General features: G+C 64.4%; 18 protein-coding genes. 1 reads left to right on the top strand and 17 read right to left on the bottom strand.

Going from position 1 to position 18,589, the window contains the following annotated elements:
• The 14 genes from I6F20_RS28720 to I6F20_RS28655 all read right to left on the bottom strand — a co-directional run bounded on the left by I6F20_RS28720 (position 1) and on the right by I6F20_RS28655 (position 14,090).
• A complete protein-coding gene (locus I6F20_RS28720; protein WP_036005499.1) occupies positions 1 to 1,647 on the bottom strand; it encodes an FGGY-family carbohydrate kinase in 1,647 nt (548 codons plus the stop codon).
• A gap of 34 nt (positions 1,648 to 1,681) precedes the next feature.
• Positions 1,682 to 2,455 carry an SDR family NAD(P)-dependent oxidoreductase gene (locus I6F20_RS28715; protein ID WP_225128871.1) on the bottom strand — a complete coding sequence of 258 codons (774 nt, stop codon included), beginning with the start codon at positions 2,453 to 2,455 and terminating at the stop codon, positions 1,682 to 1,684.
• 31 nt (positions 2,456 to 2,486) lie between these two features.
• On the bottom strand, positions 2,487 to 3,494 hold the full coding sequence (locus I6F20_RS28710; protein ID WP_036005503.1) for an ABC transporter ATP-binding protein: 1,008 nt from the start codon (positions 3,492 to 3,494) through the stop codon (positions 2,487 to 2,489).
• 14 nt (positions 3,495 to 3,508) lie between these two features.
• On the bottom strand, positions 3,509 to 4,339 hold the full coding sequence (locus tag I6F20_RS28705) for a carbohydrate ABC transporter permease (protein ID WP_036005504.1): 831 nt from the start codon (positions 4,337 to 4,339) through the stop codon (positions 3,509 to 3,511).
• Position 4,340: 1 nt separating this feature from the next.
• Positions 4,341 to 5,213: a carbohydrate ABC transporter permease gene (locus I6F20_RS28700; protein ID WP_057030030.1), complete on the bottom strand. Its 873-nt coding sequence runs from the start codon at positions 5,211 to 5,213 to the stop codon at positions 4,341 to 4,343.
• Positions 5,214 to 5,297: 84 nt separating this feature from the next.
• Entirely contained in the window at positions 5,298 to 6,611 is a 1,314-nt protein-coding gene (locus I6F20_RS28695) for an ABC transporter substrate-binding protein (RefSeq protein WP_036023411.1), read from the bottom strand.
• Positions 6,612 to 6,828: 217 nt separating this feature from the next.
• A complete protein-coding gene (locus I6F20_RS28690) occupies positions 6,829 to 7,779 on the bottom strand; it encodes a sugar-binding transcriptional regulator (RefSeq protein ID WP_225128870.1) in 951 nt (316 codons plus the stop codon).
• Between the two features lie 6 nt (positions 7,780 to 7,785).
• Positions 7,786 to 8,448: an HAD family hydrolase gene (locus tag I6F20_RS28685; protein WP_036023407.1), complete on the bottom strand. Its 663-nt coding sequence runs from the start codon at positions 8,446 to 8,448 to the stop codon at positions 7,786 to 7,788.
• Between the two features lie 64 nt (positions 8,449 to 8,512).
• On the bottom strand, positions 8,513 to 10,429 hold the full coding sequence (locus I6F20_RS28680) for a nitric oxide reductase activation protein NorD (RefSeq protein ID WP_225128869.1): 1,917 nt from the start codon (positions 10,427 to 10,429) through the stop codon (positions 8,513 to 8,515).
• A 10-nt stretch (positions 10,430 to 10,439) separates the two neighbouring features.
• Positions 10,440 to 11,252: a CbbQ/NirQ/NorQ/GpvN family protein gene (locus tag I6F20_RS28675; RefSeq protein ID WP_225128868.1), complete on the bottom strand. Its 813-nt coding sequence runs from the start codon at positions 11,250 to 11,252 to the stop codon at positions 10,440 to 10,442.
• Positions 11,253 to 11,315: 63 nt separating this feature from the next.
• Positions 11,316 to 12,662 carry a cbb3-type cytochrome c oxidase subunit I gene (locus I6F20_RS28670; RefSeq protein WP_036023400.1) on the bottom strand — a complete coding sequence of 449 codons (1,347 nt, stop codon included), beginning with the start codon at positions 12,660 to 12,662 and terminating at the stop codon, positions 11,316 to 11,318.
• Between the two features lie 41 nt (positions 12,663 to 12,703).
• A complete protein-coding gene (locus I6F20_RS28665) occupies positions 12,704 to 13,156 on the bottom strand; it encodes a c-type cytochrome (protein WP_036005521.1) in 453 nt (150 codons plus the stop codon).
• Between the two features lie 95 nt (positions 13,157 to 13,251).
• Complete coding sequence (locus tag I6F20_RS28660; protein WP_109145859.1) at positions 13,252 to 13,512, bottom strand: cytochrome C oxidase subunit IV family protein; 261 nt, start codon at positions 13,510 to 13,512, stop codon at positions 13,252 to 13,254.
• 2 nt (positions 13,513 to 13,514) lie between these two features.
• Entirely contained in the window at positions 13,515 to 14,090 is a 576-nt protein-coding gene (locus tag I6F20_RS28655) for a cytochrome c oxidase subunit 3 family protein (RefSeq protein ID WP_036005523.1), read from the bottom strand.
• Between the two features lie 167 nt (positions 14,091 to 14,257).
• On the opposite strand from I6F20_RS28655, the gene I6F20_RS28650 reads away from it, so the two are divergent.
• Positions 14,258 to 14,401, top strand: coding sequence for a hypothetical protein (locus tag I6F20_RS28650; RefSeq protein ID WP_225128866.1), 144 nt, complete (start codon positions 14,258 to 14,260; stop codon positions 14,399 to 14,401).
• Between the two features lie 100 nt (positions 14,402 to 14,501).
• Here I6F20_RS28650 and mmsB read toward each other — a convergent pair whose 3' ends face one another.
• The 3 genes from mmsB to chvE form a co-directional block, all read right to left on the bottom strand.
• The gene (mmsB, locus tag I6F20_RS28645; protein WP_036005525.1) at positions 14,502 to 15,692 is read right to left on the bottom strand and encodes a multiple monosaccharide ABC transporter permease; all 1,191 of its coding nucleotides are present in this window, start codon (positions 15,690 to 15,692) and stop codon (positions 14,502 to 14,504) included.
• Positions 15,689 to 17,266 (bottom strand): multiple monosaccharide ABC transporter ATP-binding protein, encoded by a 1,578-nt coding sequence (mmsA, locus tag I6F20_RS28640; RefSeq protein WP_036005527.1) that lies wholly within the window; start codon positions 17,264 to 17,266, stop codon positions 15,689 to 15,691. Before mmsA ends, mmsB begins: the two co-directional genes overlap by 4 nt.
• A 245-nt stretch (positions 17,267 to 17,511) precedes the next feature.
• On the bottom strand, positions 17,512 to 18,582 hold the full coding sequence (gene chvE, locus I6F20_RS28635; protein WP_036005529.1) for a multiple monosaccharide ABC transporter substrate-binding protein: 1,071 nt from the start codon (positions 18,580 to 18,582) through the stop codon (positions 17,512 to 17,514).
• Between the last annotated feature and the right edge of the window lie 7 nt (positions 18,583 to 18,589).

Below are 18,589 nucleotides of genomic sequence, written 5' to 3'. Positions count from 1 at the left end.
TCAACCTCTCGCGACGCTGCGCATCGCGGCACGGCTGCCGCGATCGAGCTCGCGCAGCAGCTTGTAGACCTCGCGCTTGCGGGCGTGAAACGCGGCCATATCAGGCGCGGTCGGCTCGCTCTTGCGCCCCAGCGCCGACATCTTGGCCATGGTCTCACCGATCGAGGCATAGGCGCCACCGGCGACCGCCCCTAACATCGCGGCGCCCAGCAGCACCGGCTCCTTCGTCTGCGGCAACGCGACCGTGAGACCGGTGGTATCCGCCATGATCTGCCGCACCAAAGGACTGCGGCTGGCACCGCCACCCATGATCATGATGCTGGAGCGGACCCCATGCGCGGCAAAAGCCTCGATGACCTCCGCAAGCCCGTAGGCAAGACCGCAGAGGCCGGCGACGAACAGCCGTTCCATCGCGGCGATGTCGGTGTCGAGATCAAGGCCCGCGATCACCGCGCGCGTGTCGGGATCGGCATAGGGTGAGCGGTTGCCAATGAATTCCGGCAGCACGTGGACGTCGCGCGCCAGCAGCGCGGCGCGGCTGGCACCGCCGGCGCGCGCGATGATGCGGCGCTCGAGGAAATCGATGAGATCGAGGCCTTCGCTGCGTGCCGCCGCGCTCGCCTCGCCATGGCCGGGATGCGACTTGAGGAGATGATCGATCGCAGCGCCCGCGGCGGACTGCCCGCCTTCATTGAGCCAGAACTCCGGCACCATGCCGGAATAATAGGGACCCCACACGCCCGGCACGAAGCACGGCTCCTTCGTCGTCGCCATGATGCAGGCCGACGTTCCCATGATGTAGGCGAGACGATCGCCGACATCGCTCGGGCCGCCTGCCCCGTCACGGCCGCCGATCGCACCGATGCCGCCGGCATGGGCGTCGATCAGGGAGGCGCCGACCGGGGTGCCGGGAGGAAGGCCGAGCTCGACTGCTGCTGCCGGCGTGAGCCCGACGCCGAGGCGCGTACCGGGCGCAACGATTTCGGTGCCGATGCGCGCGTATTTTTCGGCGACGAAGTCGGACAGGCCGATGCGCTTGAAGAACGGCGCGCTCCAGCCGCCGCCGTCATGGGCGAGATAGTTCCACTTGCAGGTGACGGTGCAGGTCGAGCGCTGCAGCGCGCCGGTCGCCCGCCAGGTCAGATAATCGGCCAGGTCGAAGAAGTGACCGGCGGCATCGAAACTCGCGCGCAGATGCCGCTTCAGCCAGAGCAGCTTCGGCATCTCCATCTCCGGCGAGATCGAGCCGCCGACATAACGCAGCACGGCATCCTCGGTCTCGTTGATCAGCCGCGCTTCGGCCGTGGCGCGATGGTCCATCCAGACGATGACGTTGCGTTGCGCCTCGCCGGAGGTGCTGACGGTGAGCGGCTCGCCTTGCGGATCGAGCACCACGAGGGAACAGGTGGCGTCGAAACCGATGCCGCCGATGCTGCCCGGCGCAATCGCTGCTTCCGCCATCGCCGCGCGCACCGATTTGGCGCAGGCCTGCCAGATGTCCTCCGACGACTGCTCGACGATGTCGCCGGCCTCGTGCCAGATCCTGATCGGATGCCGGGCCGTCGCGAGCAGCGTGCCGGCCTCGTCAAACACCCCTGCCCGCGTGCTCGTGGTCCCCACGTCGACGCCGATATACGCTCGCGGCATGGTCTCTCCCGGTCCGTCCGTTTTGACGGTGAGCCTACCAGCAAGTGTAGCCGCCATCCACCAGCACGATGCTGCCAGTCATCAGGCTCGCGGCCTCGGACGAGAGGAACAGCACGACGGAGGCGATCTCCTCGACCTGCCCCATGCGCGCCATCGGAGTTCCCCCGATCCAGGCGTCATACATTTTCGGATTGCTCTTCACGAAGGCGTTGAGCGGCGTCTCGATATAGGTCGGCGCCACCGCGTTGACGCGGATGCCGCGCGCGCCCCATTCGGCGGCCAGCGACTTGGTCAGATGGTGCACGGCGGCCTTGGAGGCGTTGTAGAAGCACTGCTCCTGCGGCTTGTTGACGATGAAGCCGCTCATCGAGCCGACATTGACGATGGCGCCGCTTCCAGCCTTCAACATGTGCTTGCCGAACTCGCGGCAGCACCAGAAGGTGCCGTTGAGATTGACGTCGATGACGTTGAGCCAGTGCTCGTCGGTAACGGTCTCGGCCGGCGTCTCGCTCCGCGCGATGCCGGCATTGTTGACGAGGATGTCGACCTTGCCATGGCGGGCGACGAGATCATTTGCCACCTCCGCCACGCGTGTGGTGTTGGTGACGTCCATGATTGCGGTCTCGATGTCGTAGCCCTTCGCCCTCAGGCTGGCTTTGGCGCCGTCGGCGACCTTGCCTTCGCGGTCGCCGATGATGACCTTCGCGCCGGCCTCGGCCAGCGCCTCCGCGCAGGCGAGGCCGATGCCCTGGCCGCCGCCGGTGATGAACGCGGTCTTGCCGCTCAGCCTGAATTTTTCCAGATACATGGTCGTCTTTCCGTCTTCTTGCCGTTTCTTGTCAGCCCCGAAGAGCGTTGCCGCTCTCGTCGAAGCGGTGAATGCGCGCAGGGTCGGGCATCAGCGATACTCGGTCGCCGGCATGCAGGCTCAATTCGCCGATGTAGCGCGCCGTCAGCATGCCGAGCGCACCGGCGTCGACGTAGAGGAAGGTGTCACTGCCGAGATGCTCGGCCACCGCAATAGTGCCCTGCCAGCCGCCACCGCCGTCGCGCTCGATCTTCAGATGCTCCGGCCGGACGCCGATCGTCGCTGCCCCCTTCTGCAAAGCGGGCTCGCCGGTGACGAAATTCATCTTGGGCGAGCCGATGAAGCCGGCGACGAAGAGATTGGCGGGTCGCTCGTAAAGCTCCAGCGGCGAGCCATATTGCTCGATCTTGCCGCCGTTGAGCACGACGATCTTGTCGGCCATGGTCATGGCCTCGACCTGGTCGTGGGTGACGTAGATCGCGGTGGTGCCGAGCTGCTTCTGAAGTCGCGTCACCTCGATGCGCATCTGCACGCGCAGCGCGGCGTCGAGGTTGGAGAGCGGCTCGTCGAACAGGAATGCCTTGGGCTCGCGGACGATGGCGCGGCCGATCGCGACGCGCTGGCGCTGGCCGCCGGAGAGCTCGCGCGGCTTGCGGTCGAGGTAGGGCGTGAGATTCAGCGTCGCGGCGGCCGCCTCGACCTTGCGGTTGATCTCGTCCTTCGGCAAGCCCGCCATCTTGAGGCCGAAGCCGATATTGCCGCGCACGCTCATATGCGGATAGAGCGCGTAGGACTGGAACACCATCGACAGCCCGCGCTTGGCGGGCGGCGTATCGACGACGTTCTTGCCGTCGATCAGGATCTTGCCGCCGCTGACGTCCTCGAGCCCCGCGATCAGCCGCAGCAGCGTGGTCTTGCCGCAGCCGGAGGGACCGACGAACACCACGAAGGAGCCATCGGCGATCTCGAGGTCGGCGCCCTTGATGATGTGCACGGGGCCGAAGGATTTCTGCACGCCCTGAAGTGTGATCTGACCCATGATCCGGCAGCCCCCTATTTCACCGCGCCAAAGGTGAGCCCGCGCACGAGCTGCTTCTGGCTGAACCAACCCAGGACGAGAATGGGCGCGATCGCCAGCGTGGACGCCGCCGACAGTTTTGCCCAGAACAGCCCTTCGGGGCTCGAATAGGAGGCGATGAACGTGGTGAGCGGCGCAGCGCTCGAGGTGGACAGGTTCAGCGTCCAGAACGCCTCGTTCCAGGCCAGGATCAGATTGAGCAGCAGCGTGGACGCCAGTCCCGGGATCGCCATCGGCGTCAGCACATACACGAGCTCGCGGCCGATCGTGGCGCCGTCCATGCGCGCGGCCTCTAAGATGTCGCGTGGGATCTCCTTGAAATATGTGAAGAGCATCCAGATGACGATCGGCAGATTCCCGAGGCAGAGGATGAAGACGAGGCCGATGCGGGAATCGAGCAGCCCGAGGCTCTTGTAGATCAGGTAGATCGGCACCAACACGCCGACCGGCGGCATCATCTTGGTCGAGAGCATCCAGAGCAGGATGTCCTTGGTGCGCTTGGTTGGCGAGAACGCCATCGACCAGGCCGCCGGAATGGCGATCAGCAGCGCAATGAGCGTCGAGCCGCCGGCGATGATGATCGAGTTCATCGCGTGGTGCAGATAATCGCTGCGTTCCTGCACGGTCGCGTAGTTTTCGGTGGTCCAGTGGAAGAACAGGAAGGATGGCGGGATCGCGAAGGCCTCGAGCTCGGTCTTGAAGCTCGCCAGCCCCATCCACAGGATCGGAAAGAAGATCAGGAAGCCGAACAGCCAGGCCGCCGCCGTCGATATCATCACCCGCCGCGTCGTCGCCATCCGTGCCATGTCAGGCCTCCAGGTTGCGGCCGACGATGCGGACCAAGAAGAAGGCGACGATGTTGGCGATGACCACCGCGACGAGCCCGCCCGCCGAGGCGCTGCCGACGTCGAACTGGATCAGCGCCTGCGAATAGATCAGGAAGGCGATGTTGGTGGTTTGCAGGCCCGGCCCGCCGCCGGTGGTGACGAAGATCTCGGCGAACACCGTAAGCAGGAAGATGGTCTCGATCAGGATCACCACCGTGATGGGACGCGCGAGGTGCGGCAGCGTGATGTAGATGAAGGTCGAAACGGCGCTGGCGCCGTCCATCTCGGCGGCTTCCTTCTGCTCTTCGTCGAGCGATTGCAGCGCGGTGAGCAGGATCAGGGTCGCGAACGGCAGCCATTGCCAGGTCACGATCAAAATCACCGCAAACAGCGGCACGTCGTTGAACCAATCGATCGGCGTCAGGCCGAACAGCGAGGCGAGCCAGGCGAACAATCCCGACACCGGATGCATCAACAGGTTCTTCCAGACCAGCGCGCTCACCGTCGGCATCACGAAGAACGGGGCGATCACCATCAACCGCACGATATTGCGGCCGATCACGGGTTGGTCCATCAGCAGCGCCAGGGGAATGCCGAGCAGGATGGTCAGCGCCAGCACCGAGCCGACCAGCACCAGCGTGTTCTGAAGCGAGGCGAGGAAGGCAGGATCGGTGAGGAAGTAGCGGAAGTTTTCAAGGCCGACGAACGATTCCGAGCCGGGATCGAGCAGGCTGTAATGCAGCGTCGAGAAGTAGATCGTCAGCGCCAGCGGGACGATCATCCAGATGAACAGCAGTCCGACGGCCGGGGTCAGGAGCGACCGCGCAAGAAGCTGCGTCTGCCGGGTTGCCATTCTTGGCGCTCCGCTCGGAGGAAGAAGGGCGGCCATCCAGCAAGGATGGATGGCCGCAAGTTTGAGCTCAGGGAGAGCCCGGGTTCACTTGATGTAGCCGGCGCGCTTCATCTCGCGCTCGGTAGCGGACTGCGCAGCCGTGAGCGCCGCATCGACCGTCATCGATCCCGCAAGCGCCGCCGAGAACTGCTGGCCCACCTGCGTGCCGATGCCCTGGAATTCAGGGATGGCGGCGTATTGCACGCCGACGTAGGGAACGGGCTTCACCGTCGGCTTGTTGGGATCGGCGGCGTCGATCGAGGCCAGCGTCAGTTTCGCAAACGGCGCGACCTTCAGGTACTCATCGTTCTGGTAGAGCGAGGTACGCGTGCCCGGCGGCACGTTGGCCCAGCCCTCCTTCGAGGCCACCAGCTTGGTGTAGTCCTTGCTGGTGGCCCAGGCGATGAACTTCTCGGCGGCTTCCGTCTTCTTGGAGCCGGCAGGGATTGCGAGATTCCAGGCCCACAGCCAGTTGGCGTTCTTGCCGAGCCCGGTGTTGGGCGCGAGCGCGAAGCCGACCTTGTCGGCGACCTTAGACTCCTTAGGGTTGGTGACGAAGGACGCCGCGACCGTGGCGTCGATCCACATCGCGCATTTGCCGGCGTTGAACAGCGCCAGATTCTCGTTGAAGCCGTTGGAGCTGGCGCCGGGAGGCCCGGCTTCCTTCATCAGGTTGACGTAGGTCGTGAGTGTCGTCTTCCATTCCGGCGTGTTGAACTGCGGCTGCCACTTTTCGTCGAACCAGCGCGCGCCATAGGAATTGGCCATCGCCGAGAGGAACGCCATGTTCTCGCCCCAGCCTGCCTTGCCGCGCAGGCAGATGCCGTAGGTGCCGGCGCTCTTGTCGGTGAGCTTCTTGGCCGCGTCGATCACGAAATCCCAGCTCGGCTTTTCCGGCATTTTCAGGCCGGCCTTCTCGAACAGATCGGTGCGGTACATCACCATCGAGCTCTCGCCGTAGAACGGGGCGGCGTAGAGCTTGCCGTCGGCGGAGACCGCGTCCTTGATCTTGGGCAGGAGGTCGGCGACGTCGTAATCGGCGCCGAGGTTGGCGAGCGGTACCAGCCAGCCCTTCTTGGCCCAGATCGGCACCTCGTACGTGCCGATGGTGAGGACATCGAACTGGCCACCCTTGGTGGCGATATCGGTGGTGACGCGCTGGCGCAGCACGTTCTCCTCCAGCGTCACCCATTTCACGGTGATGTCAGGGTTCTTCTTGGTGAACTCACCCGTCAGCCCCTGCATGCGGATCATGTCGCCATTGTTGACGGTGGCGATCGTCAGGGTCGTTTCGGCCGTCGCCGGGACGGCCAGCAGCAGGCAAGACGCGCCGCAGACGGCGCCCAGGACATGTTTCACGGTGACCTCCCCTCAATTCGCGTTTTGGGCATATGCCCACGCGTTGGGCGTATGTTCAGCGCAAGGGCGGCACGTTGTCAAGCAGGCGCGTGGGCATTCCAGCAACTTGTGAGTGCTGCGGTGCGGGAAGGATGGGGAGGTTTTGCTTCACCCACGGCTGCCGTCCTCCGCGAACGCGAAGCATCCAGTGTGGTAGGCACGCGAAAGCGTGAGCGCTTTACCGCTCCAGAATCGCTCTTGCCGTCGCCTCGTCCGTGATCAATCCGTTGATCAGCCTGCCGCTCAGCGCGGCTGCAATCGCCGCCACCTTGGCTGCGCCCACCGCCGCACCGATGGTCGTGGTCTTCGCCGGCACTTCCGGCGGAATGCTGGTGAGGCGCTTGTTGGTGCCGGCCTTGAGCAGGCGGCCCTTGGCGTCATAGGCCCAGCCGGTGATCTCGCCGATGGCGCCCAGCCGCATCATCTCGAACAATTCGTCGCGGGTGACGAAGCCGTCGACGTGCACCTGCGCCTTCTGATCCATCTGGCCAATGCCGACGAGGCGCAAGTCAGCCCTTGCCGCGACCGCCTTCACCTTCGCGATCGGCTCGATGCGCACCATCCTGTTGCGCTCGTCCTCCGACGACATCAGGAACGGCAGCGGCATCGGATAGTGCCGCGCGCCGGTGCGGTCGGCGAGCCGGCCGACGGTGTCGTAGAAGCTCGCCGAGCCGTCGGCGGAGATGTTGCCGACCAGCGAGACGATCTGGTGATTGGGCCGCTCGATCGGCGTGACGCGCTCGACGGCGGCACGCACCGCCCGGCCCGTGCCGAGCGCGACGATCACGGGCGTCTCCGAACGCAGCGTGGAATCGAGCAAATTGGCGCAGCGCTCGGCGATTCCAGCCACCGCCTGCGGCGCGGCCGGATCGGCCGGCACCACCTCGCAATGAACGAGGTCGAACCGTTGCTTCAAGCGCGCCGCCAGCTCCATGCAGGCTGCGATGGGGTGCTCGAGCCGGAAGGTGATGAGCCGCTCGGCGAGGCACAACGAGACCAGCCGCTGCGCCGAAGCCCGCGACACCTGAAGCATCTTTGCGATCTCGTCCTGTGTGTGACCGGCAATGAAATAGAGCCAGCCGGCGCGCGCGGCGTCGTCGAGTCTCGACTTGTCGTTCTCGGCGGCCATGCGCGCTCACACCTCCCAGAGATCGCTCATATGTGTAAAGACCCGATCGGCCCCGGCGGCCGATAATATAGCCCGGCCATCGCGGCTGCGATAATGGCCGCCGCCGACAAATCCCCAGACGGTCATGCCGGCCGCCTTACCCGCCTGCACGCCGCTGACGCTATCCTCGATCACCAGCGTGCGCGATGGCGGCGTGCGCATGCTCTCGGCCGCATGAAGAAAGAGATCAGGCGCCGGCTTGCCGTGCCTGACCATCTGCGCGGTGTAGATCCGATCGCCGAAATATGCCCGAAGACTGGTGACGTCGAGCGAGAGCGAGACGCGGTCGAGATCGCTCGACGAGGCCACGCAGAACGGCACGGTCAGTCCGGAGATCGCCGCCTCCACCCCGGGAATCGGCGCGAGCGAGGCGGCAAAATTCTCCAGCACACGCGACTTCAGTCGGGGCGGGAAGGCGTCCGTCAGCGAGTGCCCGAGATCGCGATAATGCTGCTCGACGGCCTTGGTGCTGCGTCCGAGAAACAGCTCGAGCGCCTGCTCCTCGCTGAGCACGAGACCGAATTCCGCCAGGACCTCGGACAGGCAGCGGCAGCTCAAGAGCTCGCTGTCGACGAGCACGCCGTCGCAGTCGAAGATGATCAGATCGGGATTTGGCCGGCTCTGGTCCATCCGGACATTCGATCATATACCCAAGCCGTGAGCAATAGCCCAACGTCGAGTTGCATGAACCGCCTCAGTGGGCCACCTGCCGGTAGATCGCCGGCAGTGCCGCGGGCAATCGTTTGATGTTGCCGACGATCGCATAGCCGCTGCGCCCGAACAGGGCCGGAAAATAGGATTGCGCCCCCGCGTCGATCGTTACGCCGAACACCGTGATCCCGAGCCGGCGCGCTTCCTGCACGGACTTTCTGGTGTCTTCGACCGCAAAGCGCCCTTCATAGTGGTCGACGTCGTTCGGTTTGCCGTCGGTGAGGACGAGCAGCAGCTTCTTGCGCTGCGGCTGGCGTGCAAGCTCGGCGGCGGCATGCCGTACCGCCGCACCGATCCGCGTGTAATAGCCGGGCTTGAGCGCGCCAATGCAGCGCTCGACCACGTCACTCATCGGCTCGCCGAACGCCTTAACCGTCTCGAGCCGCACCCAGGAGCGCCGGCGCGAGGTGAAGGTCAGGATGTTGTGGTGATCGCCGCAGGCGGATAGGCCGTGGGCAAGCACGAGCAGCGCCTCCTTCTCGACGTCGAGCACGCGGTAGCCATTGGCCCAGGCGTCCGTGGAGAGCGAGACGTCGACCAGCAGCGTGACAGCGAGATCGTGACCTTGCGGGCGCATCGCCAAATGGACGCGATCAAGACCGCTGCTGCTGCCGGCGCGGAGATCGCACCGCGCACGCACCAGCGCATCTAGATCCAGATCATGCCCGTCGGCCTGGGCACGCATCAACTCATGGCGCGGCCGCAGGACCTCGAAGCGGCGGCGCACCTGGCGGATGTGCCGGCGCATGGTCTCGTCGGGCGTCCAGCTTTCCCCATTCTCGGGGGCGGCAGATGCCAGTACGCGGCAATGAGCCGGCAGATAGGAGCCGCTGCGATAATCCCATTCCGGATAGGTCAGGTCCGCAGTCAAGCGCGAGGCATCGAGGGCCTCCGGCGGGAGGTCGAGATCAAACTTGAACCGGCCCGCCGGCTTGCCGCTGCGGCGGCTGAGCGTTATCTCCTCGAGATCGTCCGCCGCCTTCTGCGCATCCTCCTCCTCACTGTCATCGGTGGGGCGGTCGACATTGACCATCTCGGCCATCGCGAGAATTTTCTCGAAGCGGTTGAGTACGAAGGGATCGCGGCGATTGGCGCCGTCCTCGCGCTCGCGCACGGCAAAGTGCTTGCGATTGTCCTCGCTCGCGGCCTCCGCACCATCGGCGCATTCATCCACGCCCGCATGCGCAGGCGACAGCTCGCGGGTCCAGCAATCGCCCCACAGCGGGCACGGAAGCATCGAGCGATAGCCAGGCGACGCCTTGACCGGCAGCGGCTCCGTTCCCATCATCGCCGGCCACAGCTTGCCCACGGGAGCCTTTCCGGTTCCAAGTAGCGCCAGCACGATCTGCTCGACCTCCTGCTCGATGCGCGGCAAGGGGCGACGCGGCCTGGCTTCGGCAGTTGCTGCGGCGAGTTGCGCATAGTCGTCGACGAGGCCGGGAAATTGCGTGAGCACGAAGACCGCCGTCTCGCTGGCCCGGCGCAACACCAGAAGATCCCGCCGCAGCGGATCGGATTCGGTGATGGTTTCGATCGGCGCGGCTGCGAACCATGCCGCGAGCCAGCGATAGAGCGCTGCATTCAGCGCGTTGTCGGGAAAGATCGCGATGCTTTCAGGAAGGAAGATGGAGGTGGCATCGCGGCCCGGCTGCTCCAGGCGCTCGTCACCGAGACCGATGCGTTGCCGCCAGCCGAGCCGATGCCCGGACTTGCGCGCGCCGGCACCGGCGATCTGCACACCCGCCTCACCGCCCAGCGCGCGGAACATCACCGCGAGCCTGTTTCTCATTTCCGCAAGCGAGACCGCATGCTCGGCATGAACCGGATAGCTGGCGGTGCCACCGACCATGCGGTGCCAGGCGCGGCCGACGGTCTCTTCCAGTTCGAGGAAATCGAGCATCGGAGCCGCCTCAGCCGATCACGGCACGCGCGACGTCCAGCAGCCCCGCCTTGACATCGGCATCGTCGGTCAGCGGCTCGATCATGCCAGCGAGCACGGCATCGGCCGTCGGCATGCCGGCCGCAATCAGGGTCGCGCAATAGACGACGAGCCGGGTCGAGACACCCTCCTCCAGGTCGTGGCCCTTCAGCGCGCGCAGCCGGCCAGCCAGCCCGACCAGCGGCCGCACGCGCTCCGGCGATAGTCCGCTCTCGGCGGCGACCACCGCAATCTCCTGCTCCTGCGGCAGGAAGCCGAACTCGATCGCGACAAAGCGCTGCCGCGTCGACGGCTTGAGCGCCTTGAGCAGCGTCTGATAGCCTGGATTGTAGGAGACGACGAGCATGAAGCTGTTCGGCGCGGCAAGCTGCTCGCCGGTACGCTCCAGAGGCAGGATGCGGCGATCGTCGGTCAGGGGATGCAGCACCACCGTTACGTCCTTGCGCGCCTCCACGACCTCGTCGAGATAGCAGATGCCGCCCTCGCGCACCGCCCGCGTCAACGGGCCGTCGCTCCACACGGTATCGCCGCCCCTGAGCAGATAGCGGCCGGTGAGATCGGCCGCGGTGAGATCGTCGTGGCAGGCGACGGTGTGCAGCGGCAATCCCAGCCGCGCCGCCATATGCGTGACGAAGCGCGTCTTGCCGCAGCCGGTCGGCCCCTTCAGCAGCACCGGCAGCTGATTGCGCCAAGCGTGCTCGAACAGCGCGCATTCGTTGCCACTGGCAATATAGGCGGGCGGCTGAGGTTCGGGCTTCGCCACGGCGAGAAGTGCTGCATTCATGGTCTTTCTCCGGAATTCACATAGTGACGGCGGCCGCAGCGAGCCACGGCCGCCTTTGCGCGCTCACTCGGCCGGCTGCAACGCGCCGGGGATGACCGGCTGACGGGCGCGACCGGGCACAAGCACGGCCCACACGAACATCAGCGCGGAGATCGCGACGAACACGCCGGACCCCAGCCGGACCCAGTAAAACATCGCGAGCTGGTCCTGCACGTCCATGTAGCCCTGGCCGAGCACGCGCTGGAGATGGACCTGGACCACGCCGGCGAAGGTCAGCGCGAAGGTCATCACCATCATGGCGGTGCACATGATCCAGAAGCTCGCCATGGAGAGCCATTGATTGTAGGGCGCACGCCCTCTGATCTGTGGGATTGCATAGGCCATCACGGACAGGTTCAGCATCACATAGGCGCCGAAGAAGGCGAGATGGCCGTGCGCGGCGGTAACCTGGGTGCCGTGGGTGTAGTAGTTGACCGAGGACAGGGTGTGCAGGAAACCCCAGACACCGGCGCCGAGGAACGCCATGACCGAGCAGCCGACCGACCACAACAATGCAGCGCGGTTCGGGTGCTTGCGGCCGGCCTTCCAGGTCATCTGCACCGTGAAGATCACCATGGTGAAGAACGGCGCGACCTCGAGCGTGGAGAACAGCGAGCCGATCCACTGCCAGTAACCGGGCGCGCCGATCCAGTAGAAATGATGGCCGGTGCCGAGGATGCCGGAGAACAGCGCCAGCCCGATGATGACGTAGAGCCACTTCTCGACCACTTCGCGGTCGATGCCGTTGAGCTTGATCATGAGATAAGCGAGCACGGAGGCCATGATCAGCTCCCAGACGCCCTCGACCCAGAGATGAACAACATACCACCAGTACATCTTATCGACCGCGAGATTTACCGGGTTGTAAAAGGCGAACAGGAAGAAGATCGCAACGCCCCACAGCCCGAATAGCAGGATGTTGGTGATCGTGGTCTTACGGCCCTTCAGCGCCGTCATGGTGACGTTGAACAGGAACATCAGGCAGACGACGACGATGCCGACCTTGATGATGAAGGGCTGTTCGAGGAATTCGCGGCCCTCGTGGTATTGGAAGAGATAACCGACCACAGCCACACCCGCAGCACCGAAAAACATCCAGAACTGGATCTTGGCCAGAAGCGGGCTGTAGAGCTCTGTCTCGGTTTCCTCGGGCAGCAGGAAGTAGGTCGCGCCCATGAAGCCGATCAACGACCACACGATCAGCGCGTTGGTGTGGATCATCCTGACGACGTTGAACGGCAGCAGGGTCGACAGCGTGTTGGGCAGGACGTAGATCGTTCCAGCGACGAGGCCGAATAGGACCTGCGCCACGAACAGGGTCAGCGCGCCGTAGAAATACAGCATCGCGACTTTCTGGGTCTGATATTTCATCTCAGGCTCTCTGTCTTGAGGGATTTCAGGAAGCGATGCGCTCAGCCCGCCTTGTTCGGCGGCCACTCTTGGCGCTTGATCTTGCTGGTCCATTGCAGGAAGTCGGCGAGATCATCGAGCTCCTGGTCGGTGAGGTTGAATTGAGGCATCTGCCGGCGGCCCGGTGCGCCCGAAGGCTGCGACTGCATCCAGGCCTTCAATGTCTCGCGCGCGGCGGCCGGATCCTCGTTGCCACCCCAGCGATCCCAGACATTGCCGACTTCAGGCGCAAAGTAGGCGCCCTCGCCCAGCAGGGTATGACAGTTGATGCAAGAATTCTTCTCCCAGACGTGCTTGCCGCGGGCAACCGAAGACGTCAGCGTGGCTGCGTCGGTCGATGTCGTGGCCATGTAGTAATGGCTGTGCGCCGTTAGCCCTATGAAGATGGCGAAGAAAAAGGCCGAGCCGCCGTAGAAGACGTTTCGAGCGGCCGACTTGGTCAGGCGTTCAGCCATTGCCAATCCTTTCCGGTTGATTCCTGCGAAATTGCGATGGTGTGATTTATTGCCGCTTTGCCCGGCCCGTTCTTTGTCAGGGCGCAATGAGCGCGTCAGATCAGGGCGACGAGCGCCGAGGCGAGCCAGGCAAGCAGCAGCACGATGAGGATCCAGCTCGCGACGAGACCGCGCCAGAGTGCGGGGACGGCGCGAAGATCCATGAAGTCGAGCGCGATGCGATGCCCCTTGAGCGCGGCGAAGGCAAGCAGCAGAGCGTTGCCGAGCAGCGCCCGTGGTATTAGCGGCGGCAGCAGGACGGTCGCAAGCGCAAGGCCGATCAAGGCGATCCAGGTGACGTCGACACGATCTGGCATCGTCATTTCACCAGATACAGGATCGGGAACATCACGATCCAGACCAGATCGACCATGTGCCAGAAGGCCGTTCCCGTCTCGACGCCTGATATCCCGGCACGGCGGCAGACCACGGCGAGAATGATGATGCCGAGGCCAACGTGCAGGAGATGAAAGCCGGTCAGCAGGAAGTAGAGCGTGAAGAAGGGATTGGTCTCAAGCCCGACCCCGCGCCCGGTTTCTTCGGCGTACTCTGCGAGCTTGATCGCGATGAAAAGGCAGCCGAGCGCCATGGCGCCGAGAAGCCAGTATCGTGTCGTTGCCCGTTGTCCATTCCGCACGGCCTTGGTCGCCCGGGCCGCCGCCCAGCCGCTGGTCACCAGCACGACGGTGTTGAGGCCGGCGAGATGCGAATCGAGCGTGGCCTGCCCGGCCGCGAACACCGCGGGGTGAATCGCGCGGGCGACAGAGAAGGCGCCGAGGAGCAGGCCGAAGGCGACGAGTTCGCTGAAGATCAGCACCCAGATCATGGGATCGCCGGGGAGATCCTGCAGGATTCCCCAGCCTGTTTCCTGCTGTTCGCACTCGGCCGTCGACATCGTCTTTCCGGATCAGGACACCGGTCAGACTTAGCTCGGCCACCAGGTTCCGAATTTGTTGCCGGACAAACTGGAGGACTGCAGGGCTCCTGTTTGCGCCGACACAACGTTCAGCCAGCCGTTTCGCGGTACGAACCGGCTCAGAGCTTCACGGAGCGCCGGACGAGATGACCGCAACACCCATCATCATTGCCTTCGCCATCGCGCTCAGGCGCATGGGCGTGCTGTCGACGGTGGGAACCGTATCGGCGGTGGGGCTCTCGATCGGGATCGCGACCGTGCTGTTCACGACGCAATCACCGCTGCCGTAGTGCTTAGGACCGCAGCCCGGATGCAGCGCAGCGCAATCCGGGAAATCTCACCAAGCGCAGAGACCCGGATTACGCTGCGCCGCATCCGGGCTACGAAGCGCTACCGCCGCTGATTGTACACGTCGATGCACACCGCGCCCAGCAGCACCAGGCCCTTGATGACCTGCTGATAGTCGATGCCGATGCCGAGGATGGACATGCCGTTGTTCATCACGCCCATGATCATGGCGCCCACCACGGCACCGCCGACCCGCCCGACACCGCCATAGGCCGAGGCGCCGCCGATGAAACAGGCGGCGATGACGTCGAGCTCGAAGCCGAGGCCGGCCTTCGGGGTCGCCGTGTTGAGCCGCGCGGCGAAGACGAGGCCGGCGAGCGCGGCGAGCACGCCCATGTTGACGAAGGTGAGGAAGGTCAGCCGCTCGGTCTTGATGCCAGACAGGCTCGCCGCCTTGGCGTTGCCGCCGACGGCGTAGATCTGTCGGCCGATCACGGTGCGGCGGGTGACGAAGCCGTAGAGCGCGATCAGCGCAGTCATGATCACCAGCACGTTGGGCAGGCCGCGATGCGAGGCGATCAGATAGGTGAAATAGAGCACGGCGCAGGCGAGCAAGATGCTCTTGCCGAGGAAGAACGCATAGGGTTCGACCTCGATGCCGTGCGACTGCTCGCGCGACCTTCCCTTGGCGCTGGCATAGACGAGCCCGAGCGCGAGAACGGCGCCGATCAGCATCGAGGTCGGATGCAGCGTGCCGGCCTCCGGCAGCAGTTCCGGAATGAAACCCGAGGACAGCTTCTGGAAGGTCGCCGGGAACGGCCCGAGCGACTGGCCCTGCAACACCGCGAGCGCCAGGCCCTTGAACACCAGCATGCCCGCCAACGTCACGATGAAGGAGGGGATCTTGAAATAGGCCACCCAATAGCCCTGCGCCGCACCGATCGCGCCACCGAGCGCGAGGCAAGCGATGAAGGCGAGCGTATAATCGACCTTGTAGGTCACCATCAGCAAGGCCGCCACGGCGCCGATGAAGCCCGCGACCGAGCCGACCGAAAGGTCGATATGGCCGGTGACGATGACCAGCAGCATGCCCAGCGCCATGATGACGATGTAGCTGTTCTGCAGCACCAGGTTGGTGAGGTTGAGCGGCTGCAGCAGCGTGCCACCGGTCACGACCTGGAAGAACAGCATGATTGCAACCAGCGACATCAACATGCCGTAATTGCGCAAATTGTTCTTGATGAAGCTGCCGTGCCGGCGCTCCTCGGGCAGCGAAACCGTCTTGTCGGTCATAGCTGCGATCCTCCCATCTCCGCGGCAGCGGGCGCGGCGTTCCCAATGCTTCGTTCGTTGCGCATGATGGCGCGCATGATCTTTTCCTGTGTCGCCTCTGAGCCCTTGAACTCGCCGACGAAGGCGCCGTCGTTCATGACGCAGATGCGGTCGCAGATGCCGAGCAGCTCGGGCATCTCCGAGGAGATCACCACGACGCCGCGGCCGGCTTCCGCAAGCTCGTTGATGATACAGTAAATCTCATATTTGGCACCGACGTCGATACCCCTGGTCGGCTCGTCCAGGATCAGGACCTTCGGGTCGGTCATCAGCCATTTCGACAGCACGACCTTTTGCTGGTTGCCGCCGGAGAGCTGGCCGGTCTCCTGGTAGACGTCGGAGCAGCGGATGCGCATGCGGTTGCGGTAGTCGCTGGCGACCTTGAGCTCGGCGATGTCGTCGATCACCCTGCCAGGTGCGACCTGGTCGAGGCTCGCCAGCGTAATGTTCTTGCGGACGTCGTCGGCGAGGATCAGGCCGAGTTGCTTGCGGTCCTCGGTGACGTAGGCAAGGCCGGCGTCGATCGCGGCGGCGACGCTCGGCAGCGCGATCTCACGGGCTTCGAGCCGGATAGTGCCGCTGATATTGGTGCCCCAGGAGCGGCCGAACAGGCTCATGGCGAACTCGGTGCGCCCTGCCCCCATAAGCCCGGCAATGCCCACGACCTCGCCGCGCTTGACACCGAAACTGACGTTCTTGATCACCTGCCGCTCGGGATGGATGGGGTGATAGACCGACCAGTTCTCGACGTCGAGCACGGGCTCGCCGATCTTCACGTTGCGCTCCGGGAAGCGGTGCGCCATGTCGCGGTTGACCATGCTGCGGATGATGCGATCTTCCTGGATCTGCTCGGCGTGGCAGTCGATGCTGTCCACCGTGCGGCCGTCGCGCAGCACGGTGATGTGGTCGGCGACCTTGGCAACCTCGTTCAGCTTGTGCGAGATCAGGATCGAGCCGATGCCCTGCTCGCGGAACGTCATCAGCCGTTCGAGCAGCGCGGCGCTGTCGGCCTCGTTGAGACTCGCGGTCGGCTCGTCCAGGATCAGCATCCGCACCCGCTTGGACAGCGCCTTCGCGATCTCGACCAGCTGCTGCTTGCCGACGCCGAGATCGGTGATCAGCGTATCCGGCGATTCCTTCAGGCCGACCTGCGCCAGCAGCTCGCGCGTGCGCCGGTAGACCTCGTCGCGGTCGATCACCCCCAACTTCGACGGCGGATGCGACAGGAAGATGTTCTCCGCAATCGACATCAGCGGGATCAGCGCCAGCTCCTGATGGATGATGATGATGCCCAGCGCCTCGGAATCATTGATGTCGCGGAAGCGGCGCTCCTCGCCCTCGAAGACGATGGTGCCCTCGTAGCTGCCGTGCGGATAGACCCCGCTCAGCACCTTCATCAGCGTCGACTTGCCGGCGCCGTTCTCGCCGACGAGCGCATGGATCTGCCCGGCGCGAACCGAGAAGTTGACGTCGCGCAATGCCTGCACGCCGGCAAAGCTCTTGCTGACGTTGCGCATCTCCAGCATGGCGGTCATGGCTTTGGTGTCCCTTGCGTTACTTCGTCTCTCCCCGCGTGCGGGGAGAGGTTGACTGATATCGCTGCATCCACATCGTCATTGCGAGCGCAGCGAAGCAATCCAGACAATTTCCGCCGTGGCAGACTGGATTGCTTCGCTGCGCTCGCAATGACGGAGTGCATACCAACCACTGCCCGTATGGAAAGAGGCCCCTCACCCTAACCCTCTCCCCGCAAGCGGGGAGAGGGGAAAAAGAGAGAGTCTTACTGGAACTGCGACTTCTTATAGTAGCCGCTGTCGACCAGGGTCTTCTCCCAATTGTCCTTGTAGACCACAACCGGCTTCAGCAGATAGGACGGCACGGTCTTGACACCGTTCTCGTAGGTCTTGGTGTCGTTGACGGTGACCTGCTTGCCGGCGAGCGCGGCGTCGACCATGTCAGCGGTCACCTTGGCGAGGTCGCGGGTGTCCTTGAAGATGGTCGAGTACTGGTCGCCGCGCAGCATGGCCTTGATCGAGGGCACTTCGGCATCCTGGCCCGAGATGATGGGCATCGGCTGGCCGGCACTCCCGTAGCCGACGCCCTTCAGCGAGGAGATGATGCCGATCGAGAGGCCGTCATAGGGCGACAGCACGGCGTTGACCTTCTTGTTGCCGTAGTAGGCGCTGAGCAGGTTGTCCATGCGGGCCTGCGCAGTGGCGCCGTCCCAGCGCAGGGTCGCGACCTTATCCATGCCCATCTGGCCGGACACGACGACGAGCTTGCCGCTGTCGATATACGGCTTCAGCACGCTCATGGCGCCGTTGTAGAAGAAGTAGGCATTGTTGTCGTCGGGCGAGCCGCCGAACAGCTCGATGTTGAAGGGGCCCTTGCCGTCCTTCAGGCCGAGACCTTGCACGATCGACTCCGCCTGGAGCACGCCGACCTGGAAGTTGTCGAAGGTCGCGTAATAGTCGACGTTCGGCGTGCCGCGGATCAGGCGGTCATAGGCGATCACGGTGATGCCTTTTGCTTTCGCCTGCTTGAGCACGTCGGACAAGGTGGTACCGTCGATCGCGGCGATCACCAGCGCCTTGGCGCCCTTGGTCACCATGTTCTCGACCTGGGAGAGCTGGTTCGGGATGTCGTCCTCGGCATATTGCAGGTCGGTGTTGTAGCCGCGCTCCTTCAGCACCTTGACCATGTTGTTGCCGTCGTCGATCCAGCGCGCCGAGGACTTCGTCGGCATGGCGATGCCGACCGTCGCCTTCTGGGCGAAGGCAGCGACGCCTGTGGCCATCGTGGCGGCACTGGCCAACGCCAGCGCGAGAAATGTTGTCTTCAGTTTCAGCATGTTTCAC

Source organism: Bradyrhizobium sp. IC3123, assembly GCF_020193625.1.
GTDB classification, from domain to species: Bacteria; Pseudomonadota; Alphaproteobacteria; order Rhizobiales; family Xanthobacteraceae; genus Bradyrhizobium; species Bradyrhizobium yuanmingense.
The sequence above is the reverse complement of the archived record's forward strand: the minus strand, read 5'-3'. Positions and strand labels throughout refer to the sequence as shown.